At 69.9% G+C, this 15917-nt stretch carries 13 protein-coding genes; 5 read left to right on the plus strand and 8 right to left on the minus strand.

Annotation, left to right across the window (positions count from 1 at the left end; all coding sequences use genetic code 11):
• Nucleotides 1-94: 94 nt before the first annotated feature.
• Nucleotides 95-1666, minus strand: coding sequence for an MDR family MFS transporter (locus tag ABZ939_RS18475; RefSeq protein WP_361855721.1), 1572 nt, complete (start codon nt 1664-1666; stop codon nt 95-97).
• 121 nt (nt 1667-1787) lie between these two features.
• Here ABZ939_RS18475 and ABZ939_RS18480 point away from each other — a divergent pair, with 121 nt between their 5' ends.
• Nucleotides 1788-2345, plus strand: coding sequence for a helix-turn-helix domain-containing protein (locus ABZ939_RS18480; RefSeq protein ID WP_361855724.1), 558 nt, complete (start codon nt 1788-1790; stop codon nt 2343-2345).
• Between the two features lie 13 nt (nt 2346-2358).
• Here ABZ939_RS18480 and ABZ939_RS18485 read toward each other — a convergent pair whose 3' ends face one another.
• Complete coding sequence (locus tag ABZ939_RS18485; protein WP_361855727.1) at nt 2359-3087, minus strand: M23 family metallopeptidase; 729 nt, start codon at nt 3085-3087, stop codon at nt 2359-2361.
• Between the two features lie 490 nt (nt 3088-3577).
• Between ABZ939_RS18485 and ABZ939_RS18490 the strand changes: the two genes are divergently transcribed.
• The 3 genes from ABZ939_RS18490 to ABZ939_RS18500 are packed head-to-tail and all read left to right on the plus strand — an operon-like array spanning nt 3578 to nt 9817.
• Nucleotides 3578-6574, plus strand: coding sequence for an NACHT domain-containing protein (locus ABZ939_RS18490; protein ID WP_361855730.1), 2997 nt, complete (start codon nt 3578-3580; stop codon nt 6572-6574).
• A gap of 37 nt (nt 6575-6611) precedes the next feature.
• Complete coding sequence (locus ABZ939_RS18495; RefSeq protein WP_361855733.1) at nt 6612-6953, plus strand: trypco2 family protein; 342 nt, start codon at nt 6612-6614, stop codon at nt 6951-6953.
• Nucleotides 6950-9817, plus strand: coding sequence for an NACHT domain-containing protein (locus ABZ939_RS18500; RefSeq protein WP_361855736.1), 2868 nt, complete (start codon nt 6950-6952; stop codon nt 9815-9817). The genes ABZ939_RS18495 and ABZ939_RS18500 overlap by 4 nt, the downstream gene beginning before the upstream one ends.
• A 68-nt stretch (nt 9818-9885) precedes the next feature.
• Here the strand turns inward: ABZ939_RS18500 and ABZ939_RS18505 are convergent, their stop codons facing one another.
• Complete coding sequence (locus ABZ939_RS18505) at nt 9886-12411, minus strand: ATP-dependent Clp protease ATP-binding subunit (RefSeq protein WP_361855739.1); 2526 nt, start codon at nt 12409-12411, stop codon at nt 9886-9888.
• Between the two features lie 462 nt (nt 12412-12873).
• Here ABZ939_RS18505 and ABZ939_RS18510 point away from each other — a divergent pair, with 462 nt between their 5' ends.
• Complete coding sequence (locus ABZ939_RS18510) at nt 12874-13464, plus strand: SCO3374 family protein (protein WP_361855742.1); 591 nt, start codon at nt 12874-12876, stop codon at nt 13462-13464.
• Here the strand turns inward: ABZ939_RS18510 and ABZ939_RS18515 are convergent.
• The 5 genes from ABZ939_RS18515 to ABZ939_RS18535 form a co-directional block, all read right to left on the minus strand.
• On the minus strand, nt 13443-13778 hold the full coding sequence (locus ABZ939_RS18515) for an Lsr2 family protein (RefSeq protein ID WP_147979058.1): 336 nt from the start codon (nt 13776-13778) through the stop codon (nt 13443-13445). The two genes, ABZ939_RS18510 and ABZ939_RS18515, sit on opposite strands and share 22 nt — an antisense overlap.
• Before the next feature lie 144 nt (nt 13779-13922).
• On the minus strand, nt 13923-14450 hold the full coding sequence (locus tag ABZ939_RS18520) for an amino-acid N-acetyltransferase (RefSeq protein ID WP_361855745.1): 528 nt from the start codon (nt 14448-14450) through the stop codon (nt 13923-13925).
• A gap of 9 nt (nt 14451-14459) precedes the next feature.
• Complete coding sequence (locus tag ABZ939_RS18525) at nt 14460-14918, minus strand: BlaI/MecI/CopY family transcriptional regulator (RefSeq protein WP_361855748.1); 459 nt, start codon at nt 14916-14918, stop codon at nt 14460-14462.
• 133 nt (nt 14919-15051) lie between these two features.
• Complete coding sequence (locus tag ABZ939_RS18530) at nt 15052-15228, minus strand: hypothetical protein (protein ID WP_361855751.1); 177 nt, start codon at nt 15226-15228, stop codon at nt 15052-15054.
• Nucleotides 15229-15242: 14 nt separating this feature from the next.
• Nucleotides 15243-15824 carry a hypothetical protein gene (locus tag ABZ939_RS18535; RefSeq protein WP_361856169.1) on the minus strand — a complete coding sequence of 194 codons (582 nt, stop codon included), beginning with the start codon at nt 15822-15824 and terminating at the stop codon, nt 15243-15245.
• Nucleotides 15825-15917: the final 93 nt, after the last annotated feature.

Consider the following 15917-nt stretch of genomic DNA (forward strand, 5'->3'; position numbering starts at 1 on the left):
CCGGCGGATCAGGGTCGGATAGGCCCTGGGGCGTATGCAGAAGAACGGCCCCGGCACACCTGGTGTGCCGGGGCCCTTTCGCGTACGGGAGGGGTCAGACGGTCTCGGCGACCTTCGGCTCCTCGTCCGTGGCCTGGGGCTTCGGCGCCGGTCCGGCACCGCGCAGCGCGACCTCCTTGACCAGGAAGGCGAGGACGAAGCCGATGACCGCGACCGCCGCGCCGACCAGGAAGGCGGAGTGGGTGCCGGCCGACACCGCGTACTGGTACGCCTCGCGGAGCGCGGCGGGCAGCTTCGCCAGGGAGGCCGCGTCGAGCTGGGCGGACTGCTGGGTCAGCTCCGAGCCGCCGCGCGCCGCCATCTCGTCCTGGACGCGGCTCGTGAAGAGCGCGCCCATGATCGCGACGCCGAAGGAGGAGCCGAGGGTGCGGAAGAGGGTGGTCGCGGAGGACGCGACGCCCATGTCCTTCATCTCGACGCTGTTCTGCGCGACGAGCATCGTGATCTGCATCAGGAAGCCCATGCCGGCGCCGAGCACCGCCATGTAGATCCCGGAGGTGAGGCGGGAGGTGCCGGTGTCCATCTGGGCGAGCAGGAACAGGCCGATCACCATCAGCGCCGTACCGATGATCGGGAAGATCTTGTACTTGCCGCTGCTGGTGGTGATCCGGCCGGAGACCAGCGAGACGACCATCATCGACAGCAGCATCGGCAGGAGCAGCAGGCCGGAGTTGGTGGCCGAGGCGCCCTGCACGGACTGCTGGTAGAGCGGCAGGAAGAGGACCGCGCCGAACATCACGAAGCCGGTGAGGAAGCCGATCACCGACATGAGGGTGAAGTTACGGCTCCGGAAGATGTGCAGCGGCACGACCGGGTCGCTCGCCCGGGTCTCGGCCCAGAGGAACGCGGCGAGCGCGGCGACGCCGGCGACCGAGAGACCGACGATGGTCGCGGAGCCCCAGGCGTACTCCGTACCGCCCCAGGTGGTGACCAGGACGATCGCGGTGATGCCGACGGTCAGCAGCGCGGCGCCGAGGAAGTCGATCCGGGTGGAGCGGTCGCGCTCCTTCTTCGGCAGGTGGAGCACGGCGGTGACCATCGCGAGGGCGACGGCGCCGAGCGGCAGGTTGATGTAGAAGGACCAGCGCCAGCCCCAGTGGTCGGTGATGGTGCCGCCGACCAGCGGTCCGCCGATCATGGCGAGCGCCATGACGCCGGCCATCATGCCCTGGTACTTGCCGCGCTCACGGGGCGGGATCAGGTCGCCGATGATCGCCATGACGCCGACCATCAGACCGCCGGCGCCGAGGCCCTGGACGGCACGGAAGCCGATCAGCTGGCCCATGTCCTGGGCCATGCCGCTGAGCGCCGAGCCGATCACGAAGATCACGATCGAGGTGAGGAAGACGCCCTTGCGGCCGAACATGTCGCCGAGCTTTCCCCAGATGGGGGTGGAGGCGGCGGTGGCCAGGGTGTACGCGGTGACGACCCAGGAGAGGTGCGCGAGACCGCCGAGCTCGCCGACGATCGTCGGCATGGCGGTGCCGATGATCATGTTGTCGAGCATCGCGAGCAGCATCGCGATCATCAGGGCGAGAAGGACGACGCGGACGCTGCGCGGCCGCTCCGCCCCCTCGACTGTCTTCGGTTGCGGTGTCGTCGTCATGTCCCCTGCTCCCCGTACCCCTCTGGGTGCTTACTTGCCGACCGGCTAGTTACTACACTGGGGGACAGTAGACCCGTAACTAGCCGGTCGTCAAGTAAGTAAGAGTGTGTGGGAGCGGACCATGGCCAGAGGCAACACCCGGCAGCGCATCCAGGACGTGGCCCTCGAACTCTTCGCCGCGCAGGGGTACGAGAAGACCTCACTGCGCGAGATCGCCGAGCACCTCGACGTCACCAAGGCCGCGCTGTACTACCACTTCAAGACCAAGGAAGACATCATCATCGGCATCTTCCAGGACCTCACCCGGCCCGTGGACGAGCTGATCGCATGGGCGCGGGAGCAGCCGCGCACGCTGGAGGTCAGGGAGGAGATCCTGCGCCGCTACCAGGAATCGCTGGTCGGCGCGGCACCGCTGTTCCGCTTCATGCAGGAGAACCAGGCGGCCGTCCGCGAGCTGAGCATCGGCCTGACCTTCAAGGAGCGGATGCTCGAACTGAGCGCCCTGATCCAGGAGCCGGACTTCGCCATGATCGACCGGGTGCGCTGTGTGAGCGCGATCTTCACCCTGCACGCGGGGATGTTCTTCATGGACAACGTCGAGGGCGACCCCGAGGAGAAGCGTGAAGCCGTCCTCGAGGTCGCCCTCGATCTGATCACCCAGGCGCACAGCGCGCGGTGAAGCGTTCCTCGGGTCAGATGGTGACGCCGACGGTGCGCAGGAACGCGGCCGGGTTGAGAGCCGAGCCGTAGTTCGGGGTCGTACGGATCTCGAAGTGCAGGTGCGGGCCGGAGGAGTTGCCGGTGTTGCCGGACGAGGCGATCTTCTGGCCGGCGGCGACCTTCTGGCCGATGTGCACGTCGATCTTCGACAGGTGCGCGTACTGCGAGTACTTGCCGTTGGCGTGCTTGACGACGATGGCGTTGCCGTACGCGGGACCGTCACCGCCGCCGTTCGGGCCGGCCTTCACGACGGTGCCGGCGCCGGCGGCCTTGACCGGGGTGCCGACGGGGACGGCGAAGTCCTGGCCGGAGTGCTTGTGGGCCCACATGGCGCCGCCCTGGTTGTAGCTGGCGGTCAGCGTGTAGGAGGTGACGGGCTTGACCCAGGACGGAGCCTTCTTGGCGGCGACCGGGGCGGCCTTCACGGCCTTGGCGGCAGCGACCTTGGCTGCGGCGGCCTTGGCGGCGGCGGCCTGCTTGGCGGCGGCGGCCTGGACGGCCTTGGTGGCGGCGAGCGCCTGGGCATCGGCCTGCGCGGCGACGGCAGCGGACGCACCGGTCGCGGCAGTCGCGATGGTGGCGGCCTTGCCCTCGGCGGCGAAGGCGGACCCTGCTCCGGCCACCAGCGACGCTCCCAGACCCGCGGTGGCGAGAGCAACGGCGGTGATACGGGCGGCGGGGTTCATGACGCGCTTCGACATACGGGGGAAAACCTCCGGGACAGAACGGGACCCGACGCGAACGGCGCGCCGGGCTGCTTGGTGCTGTTCCTTGGTAACCCGGACCCCCATCCGGGGTAAAACACCCCATCTACGACATTGCGTCGTAGCGATCTCCTGGGGTGTTCAGGTCTTGACGACCCCGGACACCCCTCCCTGAAATCGGACAAAGCGGCACAAGAGATTCGGTTTATTCGCACGTCGGACCCGCCCGGATCAGTCCGACAGGCCGCTTCTCGTACGGTTCGGTCCCCCTAGGGACCAAAGTCCCGACCGCCCGGCCCTGAACGTCCCGAATCGACAGCAAACGCCAGCACTATTCCGGTTAGTACCCCTCGAAACGCCTGTGCGCCTTGTCACGGCGCGCCGCCCCTGAATGGGACCTGGGTCACGCAACCAGGGCGTGTCGAAGGCCGTCCCTGACTACGGTTTGCGGGACACGGTCCGCAGCAGGGACATACGGGGGACGCACGTGGATCCAGCACTCGTCGGCATGCGACTCGCCTCGTCCGCGATGGGCCCACTGCTCAAGAAACTCCTGGTCAAGGACGGTCCCGGCGCCGGACTCACGGGCGACGCCCGCCGTATCCGGCTCTCCCGGCTGGTCTCCTTCCGCGGCGAGCAGCGCACCCTGACGGAACGCGACGTCCGCAAACTCGCCGCCACCCTGGTCGAACGCGCCCGCACAGGCCCCGGCGAGCCGCCGTTCCCCGCCGACGAGACCGAGGCGCTCACCGACGCCCTGACCGCCACGCTCCTCGCCCTCGGCGACCTCGACATGGACGACGTCCAGGCGGTCCACCTCGGCCACACCGCCCTCGCCAGGCGCCTGCGCACGGCTGCCCCCGCCCCGGACGGCCTGTCGACGGACTCGGTCCTCTTCCTCGACTCGCTCATCGAGTGGGCCTGCCTGCACATCCTGGAGTTCTTCACCCAGCGGTCCACGTTCGTGGCCCGGACACTCGTGGAGCAGACCCGCGGCCAGAGCGAGCTGACGGCCAAGGTCGACGAGGTGATCCGCCGGACGCCGCGGGTGGACGGGCGGGACGCCGAGTTCGAGCGGCGCTACCTCGCGTACGTGGCGAAGAAGCACGGCAGCCTCACGATCTACGGGGTGGACCTCCGCGACGCGCCGGAGAAGTGGCCGCTGGACGTGGCGTACCTGTCGCTGGAGGCGACGACGAGGGCGGCGGCGAACCCATGGTCCGCGGAGTCGCCCGCCACGACGGAGTGGGGCGGCCTCCGCTCCGGCCGGGCGGCGGCCGTCCACCGTGGCGACCTGCTCGGCGGCCGCGCCGACCAGGTCCTCGCCCGGCACGACAAGGTGCTGCTCCGCGGGATCGCCGGATCCGGCAAGACCACGCTCGTGCAGTGGCTGACGGTCGCGGCGGCGGGCCAGGAGGAGGACCACGCCGGGAGCATGGCGTACCTCCGCGACCGGATCCCCTTCGTCCTCCCCCTCCGTACCCTCACCCGCCACGGCGAGCGGCTCCCCGCCCCCGACCGCTTCCTCTCCGCCGTCGACTGTCCGATCACCCCGCCCGAGGGCTGGGCCGACCGCGTCCTCGCCGCCGGGCGCGGCCTGGTCCTCGTCGACGGCATCGACGAGATCCCCGAGGCGGAGCGCGACCGCGCCCGCCGCTGGCTCCGCGGCCTCCTCGACACCTACGACGGCAACCGCTGGCTCGTGACCTCCCGCCCCACCGCCGTACGCGAGGACTGGCTCACCTCCGACGGCTTCACCGAACTCACCCTCGCCCCCATGTCCACCGCCGAGGTCAGCACCTTCGTCCAGCGCTGGCACCGGGCGGCCGGTCCGGAGGCAGCACCGTACGAACAACCCCTCCTCGATGCCCTGCGGACCACCTCCGACGTCTCCCAGCTCGCCACCAACCCGCTGATGTGCGGCCTGATCTGCGCCCTGCACCTCGGCAGGCGCGGCTTCCTGCCGCGCGGCCGGAAGGCGCTGTACGACGCGGCGCTGTCGATGCTGCTCTCCCGCCGGGACCGTGAGCGGGACATGGGCACGCCGTACGGGATCGAGCTGGGCGAGGCCCCGCAGATCCAGCTGATCCAGCGTCTCGCGTACTGGCTGACGCTCAACGGCCGGACGACGATGGACCGTGCGCACGCCGAGTCCGTCGTACGGTCCGCCGTGCCGGCGATCACGGAGGCGGCGGGGTACGACCCCGGCGCGGTCTTCACGCACCTGCTCCACCGCAGCGGCCTGCTGCGCGAACCGACCGCGGACACCGTCGACTTCGTGCACCGCACCTTCCAGGACTACCTCGCGGCGAAGGCCCTCGTGGACCAGTGGGACATCGGCGTCCTCGTCCAGCACGCGGCGGACGACCAGTGGGAGGACGTCATCCGCATGGCCATCGGCCATGCGCGCCCGCGCGAATGCGCGGAGATCTTCGACGAGTTGCTGAAGGCGGCGGACGCGGAAGCGACGCGACGCACGCACCTGCGCATCCTGGTCGTGGCGGCCACGGCGCTGGACCACGCCACGGAGGTGGCGCCGGAGATCCGTGAGCGGATCCTGGCGCGGACTGCGACGGTGATTCCCCCGCGCAACGCGGAGGAGGCACGCGAGCTGGCATCGGTGGGACGGGCGGTCCTCGACCTGCTGCCGGAACCGGAGGGTCTGGACTCCGAGGCGGCGCTGCACGTCGTGACGGCGGCGACCCACATCACGGACGACGCGGCACTCCCCTACCTCCGACGGTTCACCCGACACCCCGAACTGCGCGTCCGGTCCCAGCTGATGTGGGGATGGTCCCGGTTCGACACGGTGGCGTACGCCGATCAGATCATCGCGGACCTGGATCCGGACAGGCTCAACTACACCGTCCGCTCCGACCAGCAGGCCACGGAGCTCGTGCGCCTGGGGCTGAGGTGCCTTTCCATCGACATCCGCTCGGGCGTCACCGACCACGGGATGGCCGCTGTGGCGCCGCTCCTCACGAATGCGGCGACCCTGGCGCTGGCGGACGACATGGCGTGGGCCCTGGAATCCGTGCCTGCCGAGAACGAACTGCTCTATCTCCATCTGGGGTCCCGCCCCCCGGCGGGGCTCGGCTCCCTGCGCTCCTTCACCCATCTCGAGGTGCTCACTCTGGGCGGGGTCGGTGCGCTGAGCGAGGAGGAGTGGCTCGCCATCGGCGCCCTGTCCCGGCTGCGGAGCTTCTTCGTGGACGACGTCACGCTGCTGAGCTGCCCCGACACGATCCGCTTCCCTCACGTGCAGGTCCTCGACGTGATCGGTGAGCGCACCGACGAGCTGTTCGAACCGATCGCCCGAACCTTTCCCGGTCTGCGCCTGCTGTACATCACCGAGAGCGGCCGCAGCCATTCCTACGACCTCGCCCCCCTCGCGAGCCTGGAAGGCCTCGAATCCGTACACATCCCCGACGCCGAGGTCACCGGCGCCGAACACCTCTCCCCCACCGTCCGCGTCATCACTTGAGCTGACCTCGCCCGCCTTCCCCAGGTACGTTCCGATCATGACCGACATAGGGACCGACATCGAGCTCGCCGACGCCATCGAGTCCGTACGCGATCAGCTCGTCGACGCCGCCACCCGCGCCACCGGAAAACCCGTCACCTTCGAAGTGGGCGACATCGAGATGGAGTTCACGATCGAACTCCGCAAGGAGGTGAAGGGCGGGACGAAGGTCAAGGCCTGGGTCGTCGAGGCCGGGGCCGATGCCTCCCGTACCCGGGGTGAGACCCACCGCGTCTCCTTCACCCTCAAGCCCCGGAACGCCGCCACGAACGGCCCCTGGCTCGTCGGCAACGAGGACGCCGGTGACACCTCCGACTTCGGTGGCGGGCAGCCGCGTTGACGCCCCCCGCACCGAGCCCCTCCGTACGGCTCCCCGTCGTCGTCCGCTCCGAGCAGCACGGGCGGCAGGGCAGCGGTGTGCTGCTCACCGCCGACACCGTCCTCACCTGCGCCCATGTGCTGCTGACCGCCTATTCGGCCTGGGTGTCCGTGCCCGGCCGGAGCGAATCGGTCCTCTGTCAGGTGATCTGGTCGGACCAGCGGCTCGACGCGGCGCTCCTCCAGGCCCCGGAGAGCCTGGTCGACCCGCCCGGCGACGAGTACGACGCGTACCACCCGTACCGCGCGGAGATCAGCCGGATCGCCACCGACCGGCCGCTGCCCGACTGCGAGATCCTCGGCTACCCCCGCGTGCAGCGGTACGAGGACGGCCGCAAGCTGGAGAGCGATCAGTACCGGGGCACGCTGCTCCCGCTCGCCGGCCTCGTCCGCCGCACGATGGTCGTCGAGCTCGACGCGCCCCCGGCCGCCGAGCCCGCCGACGGGAGTTCGCCCCTCGCCGGGCTGTCCGGAGGGCCCGTCGTCGCCGGTGACGGGCTGCTCGGCATCGTCAGGGAGGTCCCGCGCGGGCGGGGCCACCGGCGGGTGGAGTGCGTGCCCATGAGCGCCATCGCCGCGAACGGCGAGTTCCTCGTCGCCTTCACGCAGGCCACCGGCCGCGGCTTCCCCTCGCTCACCGCCCTCACCCGGCACAGCTCGACCGACTCGCCGTACGAGCAGGAGTACGGGGAGGCGGTGGGAGCCGCCTACCGCCGGACGCGGATCTTCGGCCTCGACGAACTCGGCCGGCGCGCCGCCTCCTGGGACCTGGACACCGCCTACCTCTCCCTGGAGGCCACCTCCGGGGAGCCCGGGACCGCACCCGTTCCCCGGCGCATCGACGAACTCCTCGCCGCCCGCCCCCGTGTCCTGCTCCGCGGCGACGCGGGCGCCGGAAAGACCACCCTGGTCTGGTGGCTCGCCGCCCACGCGGCCGCCGGCACCCTCGACCCCCAACTCGCCGAGCTGAACGGCCTGGTGCCGTTCGTCGTCCCGCTCAGGACGCTCCGGGCCCACGGCTCCGCGTTCCCCTCGCCCGCCGAACTCCCCGGCGTCGCGGGCCTGATGGTCGACCCGGCGCCCGACGGCTGGGCAGGCCGGGTCCTGTCCGGCGGCCGGGCGCTGCTCCTCGTCGACGGTCTCGACGAGGTACCCCAGGACCACCGGGAGGCCGCGCACGCCTGGCTCTCGGGGATCCTCGCCCGCTTCCCCCGTACCCGCTGTGTGGCGACCGTACGGCCGCTCGCCGTGGAGCCGGAGTGGCTGGCCGCCGAGGGCTTCGAGGAACTGACCCTGCTGCCCATGCGGGACCAGGACATCCAGGCCTTCGTCGCCGCCTGGCACGACGCGGCGAGGCTCGACGGCGAGGCCGAGCACCTGGCCGCGCTGGAACAGGACCTCGCCCAGCAGTTCCGCCACAATCCGGCCCTGTCCGACCTCGCCCGCACCCCGCTGCTCTGTGCGGTGATCTGCGCGCTCCACCGGTTACGGGAGGGGTTCCTGCCCGAGACGCGCTGGGCGCTGTACGAGTCGGCCCTCCAGCTGCTCCTCGGCACCCGCGACGACCGGCGCCGGATCGACGCCCCCGACGGCATCCGGATGTCGGTGGAGGAGCACCAGCAGCTCCTCCAGCGTCTGGCCGCCTGGCTGGTCCGGGGCGGTCAGACGGAGTTCACCCGGCAGCAGGCGCTGCACCAGCTGAACCGCGCGCTGCCGGGGATGCCGCGGGTCCTGGCCCAGGGGACGCCCGAGGAGATCCTCACCCACCTGCTCAACCGCAGCGGCCTGCTCCAGGAGCGGACGGACGACGTCTTCCAGTTCGCGCACCGCACGTTCCAGGACTTCCTGGCGGCGAAGGAGTTCGTCGAGGACGACCTCGTCCCTGAGCTCCTGCGCCACGCGCGGGAGCAGCAGTGGCACGACGTCCTGCTCCTCGCGGCCGGCCACTGCTCCCGCCGGGAGCTCCCGGTCCTGGTGGAGGGTCTGCTCGCGGAGGGCTCGGCCAGCCGGAAGTGGGACCTCAAGACGACCTTGTACGTACTGGCGGCGCAGTGCGCCCACCATGCGGCGTGGCTGTCCGAGCCCCTGCACGGGCGCGTGCGGAACGCGGTGAGGTCGGTGCTGCCCCCGCGCACTCCCGAGCAGGTGTTCCAGCTGGCCCGGCTCGGCCCGTACGTCCTGCCGCTGCTCCCCGGCCCCGACGAGAACGGCAGGCACGACGAGCACGTGCTCGAGGTGATCTGCGCGGTCGGCGGCGCCGAGGCCATCCCGTACGCCCGCGCTTTCGTGACCTCGCACCTCGCCTACCGGCTGGCCTTCCGCTGGCGCTTCTTTCCCCCCGCCCCCTACGCCCGGGAGGTCCTGGCGCGTCTCGACCTCGGTACGACGCCCCTGCTCGTTTCGTCCCGGGGCGAGCTGGCGCAGCTGGGCATGCTCGGCCCGGTCGCGCACCTGTGCTTCATGGGCGACTTCACCGGCGACGAACTCGCCCGGGCCGTGGCCGGGGCTCGCCCCGACCAGGTCGAGATCGTCGACAACCCGGCACTGGACGGCATGGAGTGGCTCCGCGACTGCGGCGCGATGCCCGCGAGTCTGACCCTGCAGGACTGCTCCGGGGTGACGGGTCTGGTGCCGCTCACCGAGCCGGCGGGTCTGGAGGTGCTCCGGCTGCGGGACACGCCCCTGCGGCCCGACGACGTGCGGGCCCTCGCCGCCATGCCCGGGCTGCGGATCCTCAGCCTCCAGACCACTCAGGTGGACGCGCTCGACCGCCTCGACCTGGCGGCCCTGCGGGCGCGCCCCGACCTCGACCTCCGTACCACCTGACCCATGCCGAAAGGGGCGGCCCCGGACTCTTCCGAGTCCGGGGCCGCCCCTGTCATGCGTCGGAACGCTTACGCGTCCTTCGAGAGGTTCGGGCCCGCTCCGCCCGTCGCCTGCTCGATCGGCGGGACGTCCGGCAGTGCCGACTTCTCCTCGCCGCGGAAGGTGAACTTCTTCTCCTCACCCTCGCCCTCGGTGTCCACGACCACGATGTGACCGGGGCGCAGCTCGCCGAAGAGGATCTTCTCGGAGAGCGAGTCCTCGATCTCGCGCTGGATCGTCCGGCGCAGCGGCCGGGCGCCCAGAACGGGGTCGTAACCCTTCTTGGCGAGCAGCTCCTTCGCGGACTGGGAGAGCTCGATGCCCATGTCCCGGTCCTTCAGGCGCTCGTCCACCCGGCCGATCATCAGGTCGACGATCTGCAGGATGTCGTCCTGGGTGAGCTGCGGGAAGACGATGACGTCGTCCACACGGTTCAGGAACTCCGGGCGGAAGTGCTGCTTCAGCTCGTCGCTGACCTTCGCCTTCATCCGCTCGTAGTTGGACTTCGTGTCGCCCTGGGCCGCGAAGCCCAGGTTGAAGCCCTTCGAGATGTCCCGGGTCCCGAGGTTGGTCGTCATGATGATGACCGTGTTCTTGAAGTCCACGACCCGGCCCTGGGAGTCGGTCAGTCGACCGTCCTCCAGGATCTGGAGAAGGGAATTGAAGATATCGGGGTGGGCCTTCTCGACCTCGTCGAATAGGACGACGGAGAACGGCTTGCGGCGCACCTTCTCGGTGAGCTGGCCGCCCTCTTCGTAGCCCACGTATCCGGGGGGAGAACCGAAGAGACGGGAAACCGTGTGCTTCTCGCTGAACTCCGACATGTCGAGGGAGATCATCGCGTCCTCGTCGCCGAAGAGGAATTCGGCGAGCGCCTTGGACAGCTCGGTCTTACCGACACCGGACGGGCCGGCGAAGATGAACGAGCCACCGGGACGCTTCGGGTCCTTCAGACCGGCTCGCGTACGACGGATCGCCCGCGAGAGGCCGATGACGGCGTCCTTCTGGCCGATGACGCGCTTGTGGAGCTCGTCCTCCATGCGCAGCAGGCGGCTCGACTCCTCCTCGGTCAGCTTGAAGACCGGGATGCCGGTGGCGGTCGCGAGGACCTCGGCGATCAGCTCGCCGTCGACCTCGGCGACGACGTCCATGTCGCCGGCCTTCCACTCCTTCTCCCGCTTGGCCTTCGCCGCCAGCAGCTGCTTCTCCTTGTCGCGGAGAGACGCCGCCTTCTCGAAGTCCTGGGAGTCGATCGCGGACTCCTTGTCCCGGCGGACGCCGGCGATCTTCTCGTCGAACTCGCGGAGGTCCGGCGGCGCGGTCATCCGGCGGATGCGCATCCGGGAGCCGGCCTCGTCGATCAGGTCGATCGCCTTGTCCGGAAGGAAGCGGTCCGAGATGTACCGGTCGGCCAGCGTCGCGGCCTGGACGAGGGCCTCGTCCGTGATGGAGACGCGGTGGTGGGCCTCGTAGCGGTCGCGCAGACCCTTGAGGATCTCGATCGTGTGCGGCAGCGACGGCTCCGCGACCTGGATGGGCTGGAAGCGGCGCTCGAGGGCCGCGTCCTTCTCCAGGTACTTGCGGTACTCGTCCAGCGTGGTCGCACCGATGGTCTGCAGCTCACCACGGGCCAGCATCGGCTTGAGGATGCTCGCGGCGTCGATCGCGCCCTCGGCGGCACCCGCACCCACCAGGGTGTGGAGCTCGTCGATGAACAGGATGATGTCGCCGCGGGTGCGGATCTCCTTGAGGACCTTCTTCAGGCGCTCCTCGAAGTCACCGCGGTAGCGGGAGCCGGCGACCAGCGCGCCGAGGTCCAGGGTGTAGAGGTGCTTGTCCTTGAGGGTCTCGGGCACCTCGCCCTTGACGATGGCCTGCGCCAGGCCCTCGACGACGGCGGTCTTGCCGACGCCGGGCTCGCCGATGAGAACCGGGTTGTTCTTCGTACGGCGGGACAGCACCTGCATGACCCGCTCGATCTCCTTCTCGCGCCCGATGACCGGGTCGAGCTTGGATTCGCGGGCCGCCTGGGTGAGGTTGCGGCCGAACTGGTCGAGGACCAGGGACGTCGAGGGCGTGCCCTCGGCAGGACCGCCGGCCGTGGCGGCTTCCTTGCCCTGGTAGCCGGAGAGCAGCTGGATGACCTGCTGCCGCACCCGGTTGAGATCGGCGCCCAGCTTCACGAGGACCTGGGCGGCTACGCCCTCGCCCTCGCGGATCAGGCCGAGCAGGATGTGCTCGGTGCCGATGTAGTTGTGGCCGAGCTGGAGGGCCTCGCGGAGCGACAGCTCCAGGACCTTCTTGGCACGCGGGGTGAAGGGGATGTGGCCGGACGGGGCCTGCTGCCCCTGACCGATGATCTCCTCAACCTGCTGGCGGACCGCCTCGAGCGAAATCCCGAGGCTCTCCAGGGCCTTAGCGGCGACACCCTCACCCTCGTGGATAAGGCCCAGGAGGATGTGCTCGGTGCCGATGTAGTTGTGGTTGAGCATCCGGGCTTCTTCCTGAGCCAGGACGACAACCCGCCGCGCGCGGTCGGTGAACCTCTCGAACATCGTTAATCGCTCCTCAGAGCGGTCAGTCAGTTAGGGGTCGATCCCCTCCCTGTCCTTCCGCAGCTTAGTCCCGCAAGCGGGGACCGCTCATTCCAACTGCCGACATCCGTCCGGATCACCCCCTCTCAAGCGGGGAGACCTGCTGCCGAACAGCCGACAAATGCTCCAACCCGATGGTGCGAGACGATGTTCCCGCAGGCCAAGCAGTTACCCGTGCCATCTGTACGCCGATGGCGAACGTGAGACGCCAAAGCCCGCGAGTCGCCCCTCCTCACTAGGAATGTCTTACCCGTAAGCACTGACACTCCATGCAGCACACCCCGGTTCCCTCCGCTACGGGCGAACATCCTTGCGCTCTCGAATGCACCCGTACGCCCCCATCACGGACACTCTGCGCATCGGATCAAGGACGCTGGGTCATCGCGGGCGTAACCAACGAGCCCTCGCGGGAGTTCCCCGGACATGGCCCTCACCGTTCCGCTCCCCCGCTCGCCGATCGACGGCGGCCTGGTGCGGTGGTACGAGCGGGAGCTCGGCTGGGCGGCCGTGGACGGCCCACCGGTGCAGCTGGTCACGGGGGTGCGCTTCGACGTCCTGGAGCTGCCCGCCGCGGCCGGCCGGGCGGTGCTGCGCAGACATGGCAGGGCAACCGGGCCGGTGGCCCTCATGGGGCGCAGAATGCGGCTGCTGGTGGCCGCGGGGAGCGCGGAGGAGCTGCCGGGGCTGCTCGACTGGCTGGAATGGGGCGGGATCTCACTGGATCTCGTCGCGCTGGGCGCGGGCGGCCGGATGACCGCTCCCATTCCCCCAGGACGGAGCGGTTCCGGCGCACCGGGCACCGCGGTGTGGCTGCGGGCCCCCGAGCCCGGCCGGGCAGGGGAAGACTCGCTGCCCGCCCTGCGGGCCGCCACGTGGGGCGGTGCGGGCGCCCCCTGTCTCGTACGGCTCGTGGCCGCCGCCGCCGCGGAATGCCACCGGGTGCGGCTGCTGAGTGCTCGCCCTCACGGATCGGCGCCTCAGCAGCTGACGCCTCAGCGGTTCGCGTCCTCGTAGGCCGCCTTGATCTCCGCGGGCACACGACCGCGGTCGTTCACGTTGTAGCCGTTCTCCTTGGCCCACGCGCGGATCTTCGCGGTGTCCGGGCTGCCACCGGCGGCGACCCGGCCCTTGCCACGCGTACCGGCGCTGCGGCCACCGGTGCGCCGACCGCTCTTGGTGTACGGCTCGAGCAGGCCACGGAGCTTGTCCGCGTTGGCGGTGGTGAGGTCGATCTCGTAGGTCTTGCCGTCCAGCGCGAACGTCACGGTCTCGTCCGCCTCGACACCGTCGAGGTCATCGACAAGAAGGACCTGAACCTTCTGTGCCACCGGATTTCCTTTCATCGAAAATGCAGTACGCGGAAAGGAAACCGCTTTTCCCGGAAAAACACAAACCCCTGGCAGAGGTTCAGAAGCCCGGCAACGCGGGAAACGTGCGCGATTCGGACATAGGGTTCCGGATGCTCGCCCCGATCACAGATGCAGAAGCATCCGGCTGTTGCCCAAGGTGTTCGGCTTCACTCGTTCGAGACCGAGGAACTCTGCGACACCCTCGTCATAGGAACGCAGGAGCTCGCTGTAGACATCTCCGTCGACCGGAGTCTCACCGATCTCGACGAAGCCGTGCTTCGCGAAGAAGTCGACTTCGAAGGTCAGGCAGAATACCCGGCGTACACCGAGCCATCGGGCGGTGTGGAGCAACTTGTCGAGCACGTGATGTCCGACGCCCGCGCCCTTGAACTCCGGATCGACGGCGAGAGTACGCACTTCCGCGAGGTCTTCCCACATCACGTGGAGTGCGCCGCAGCCGACCACCTCCGCGTCCTCGTCGCGTTCGGCGACCCAGAACTCCTGGATGTCCTCGTAAAGCGTCACGGTCGCTTTGTCGAGCAGGATGCCGCGCTGGACGTAGGGGTCGACAAGGCGGCGCACGGCGGCGACATCACTGGTGCGGGCACGACGAACGGTGACGGCTTTTGAAGCGGTGGAGGACGACGACATGGGGGGACGTTATCGCTCCTGGTCCGTCGTCCCGCCGTCGCCCTCGCCGGTGGCCTCGTCGGCGGGCTCGGCGGCGCTCTCCGCCGGTGGGGCCGGGTCCTCGGTGATGTTGTGCCCGGCGATACGGAGCGCGTCGGTGAGGGCCTCTCGCTGCTCGCTCGACATCATGCCGAAGAAGGCGACGAGGGCGGCGGCGGGGTTGTCGCTCTGGGACCAGGCTTCGTTCATCAGTGCGGCCGAGTAGGCGGCGCGGGTGGAGACTGCCGTATATCGATAGGCGCGCCCGTCGACTTCCCTGCGTACCCAGCCCTTCTGATGGAGATTGTCCATTACCGTCATGACGGTGGTGTAGGCGATGGACCGTTCCTGCTGGAGATCCTCCAGGACTTCCCGGACGGTCACCGGGCGGTTCCATTGCCAGACGCGTGTCATGACGGCGTCTTCGAGCTCTCCCAATTGACGGGGCACAACGCCCACCATAGTCCGCGAACCGGGAATGGCTGGTTATTGGCGTAGGAAACGCAACAAAAAGGACGTACGACATGAAAACTGTCGTACGTCCCTGATGTGAGCGGGCTCCGGCCGCGGGGCCGGGGCCGGACTAGGAGGCGGTGCCGTCCGCCTGACGGGTGGCCTCGGCGCGAGCGAGGGCGGCGTCCACGGCCGCGTCCTCCTTGGCCTTGTTGGGGCCGCCCTGGCTCTTCACGATCGTGACGACGAGGACGGTGAAGAACACGGCCATCACGACGGGGGGCAGGAGCGCGGATACGTAGTCCATGCCGACCAGAGTAGCTATCCGGCCGCGCGTTCCTCGGGTGGGGGCGGGGGTACGGGGCGTCGGCGCGGCGGGAACACCTCGGAGGGCTTGGGCGCCGGCTTCTTGGTGGGGGCGGGCGGCTTGGGGGCGGCCGGCTTGGGCTCGTCGGTGGCCGCGCGACCGCCGGGGAGGGCGAGCAGCCGGGTTCGGGGAGCGGGCGCCACCGTCCGGCAGACCGTCCGGGAGGCGCGGGCGAGACGGACCCGCACGGAGCGCTCGGCGAGCACCTGGCAGCGCTCCAGGAGGACGGCCGCCCGGGGGTTCTCGCGCAGGGCGCGCAGGGCGGTGAGGTCGTCGGCGGCGGGGTCGTAGCCGGCGGCGAGGGCGTCCTGGAGGAGCTCCAGATAGCCGGGGAGCGAACCGGGCAGGGCCTCGCGGTAGCGGGCCAGGTCGGCGAGGAGGAAGGCGCGCAGCCGGCCGGCCTCGCGGACGGTGTCGTCCACGGATTCGGCGAGGCGCAGGCAGTCCTGGACGTCCTCGTCCTGAAGGGGGGCAGGGTTGAGGGCGGTGGCAAGGGCGCGTCGGAGCACACGCAGCTCGTCCGCGCTGAACGCCATGCCGCCGCGGGATCCGTATGGCGTGGGCATGAGGTGACGATACGCGCTAATCGGACAAATTTCGTTTACCGATCATCCCGGCGCGGCGGGGCC

This window comes from Streptomyces sp. NPDC046712 (assembly GCF_040645695.1).
Lineage (GTDB): Bacteria > Actinomycetota > Actinomycetes > Streptomycetales > Streptomycetaceae > Streptomyces.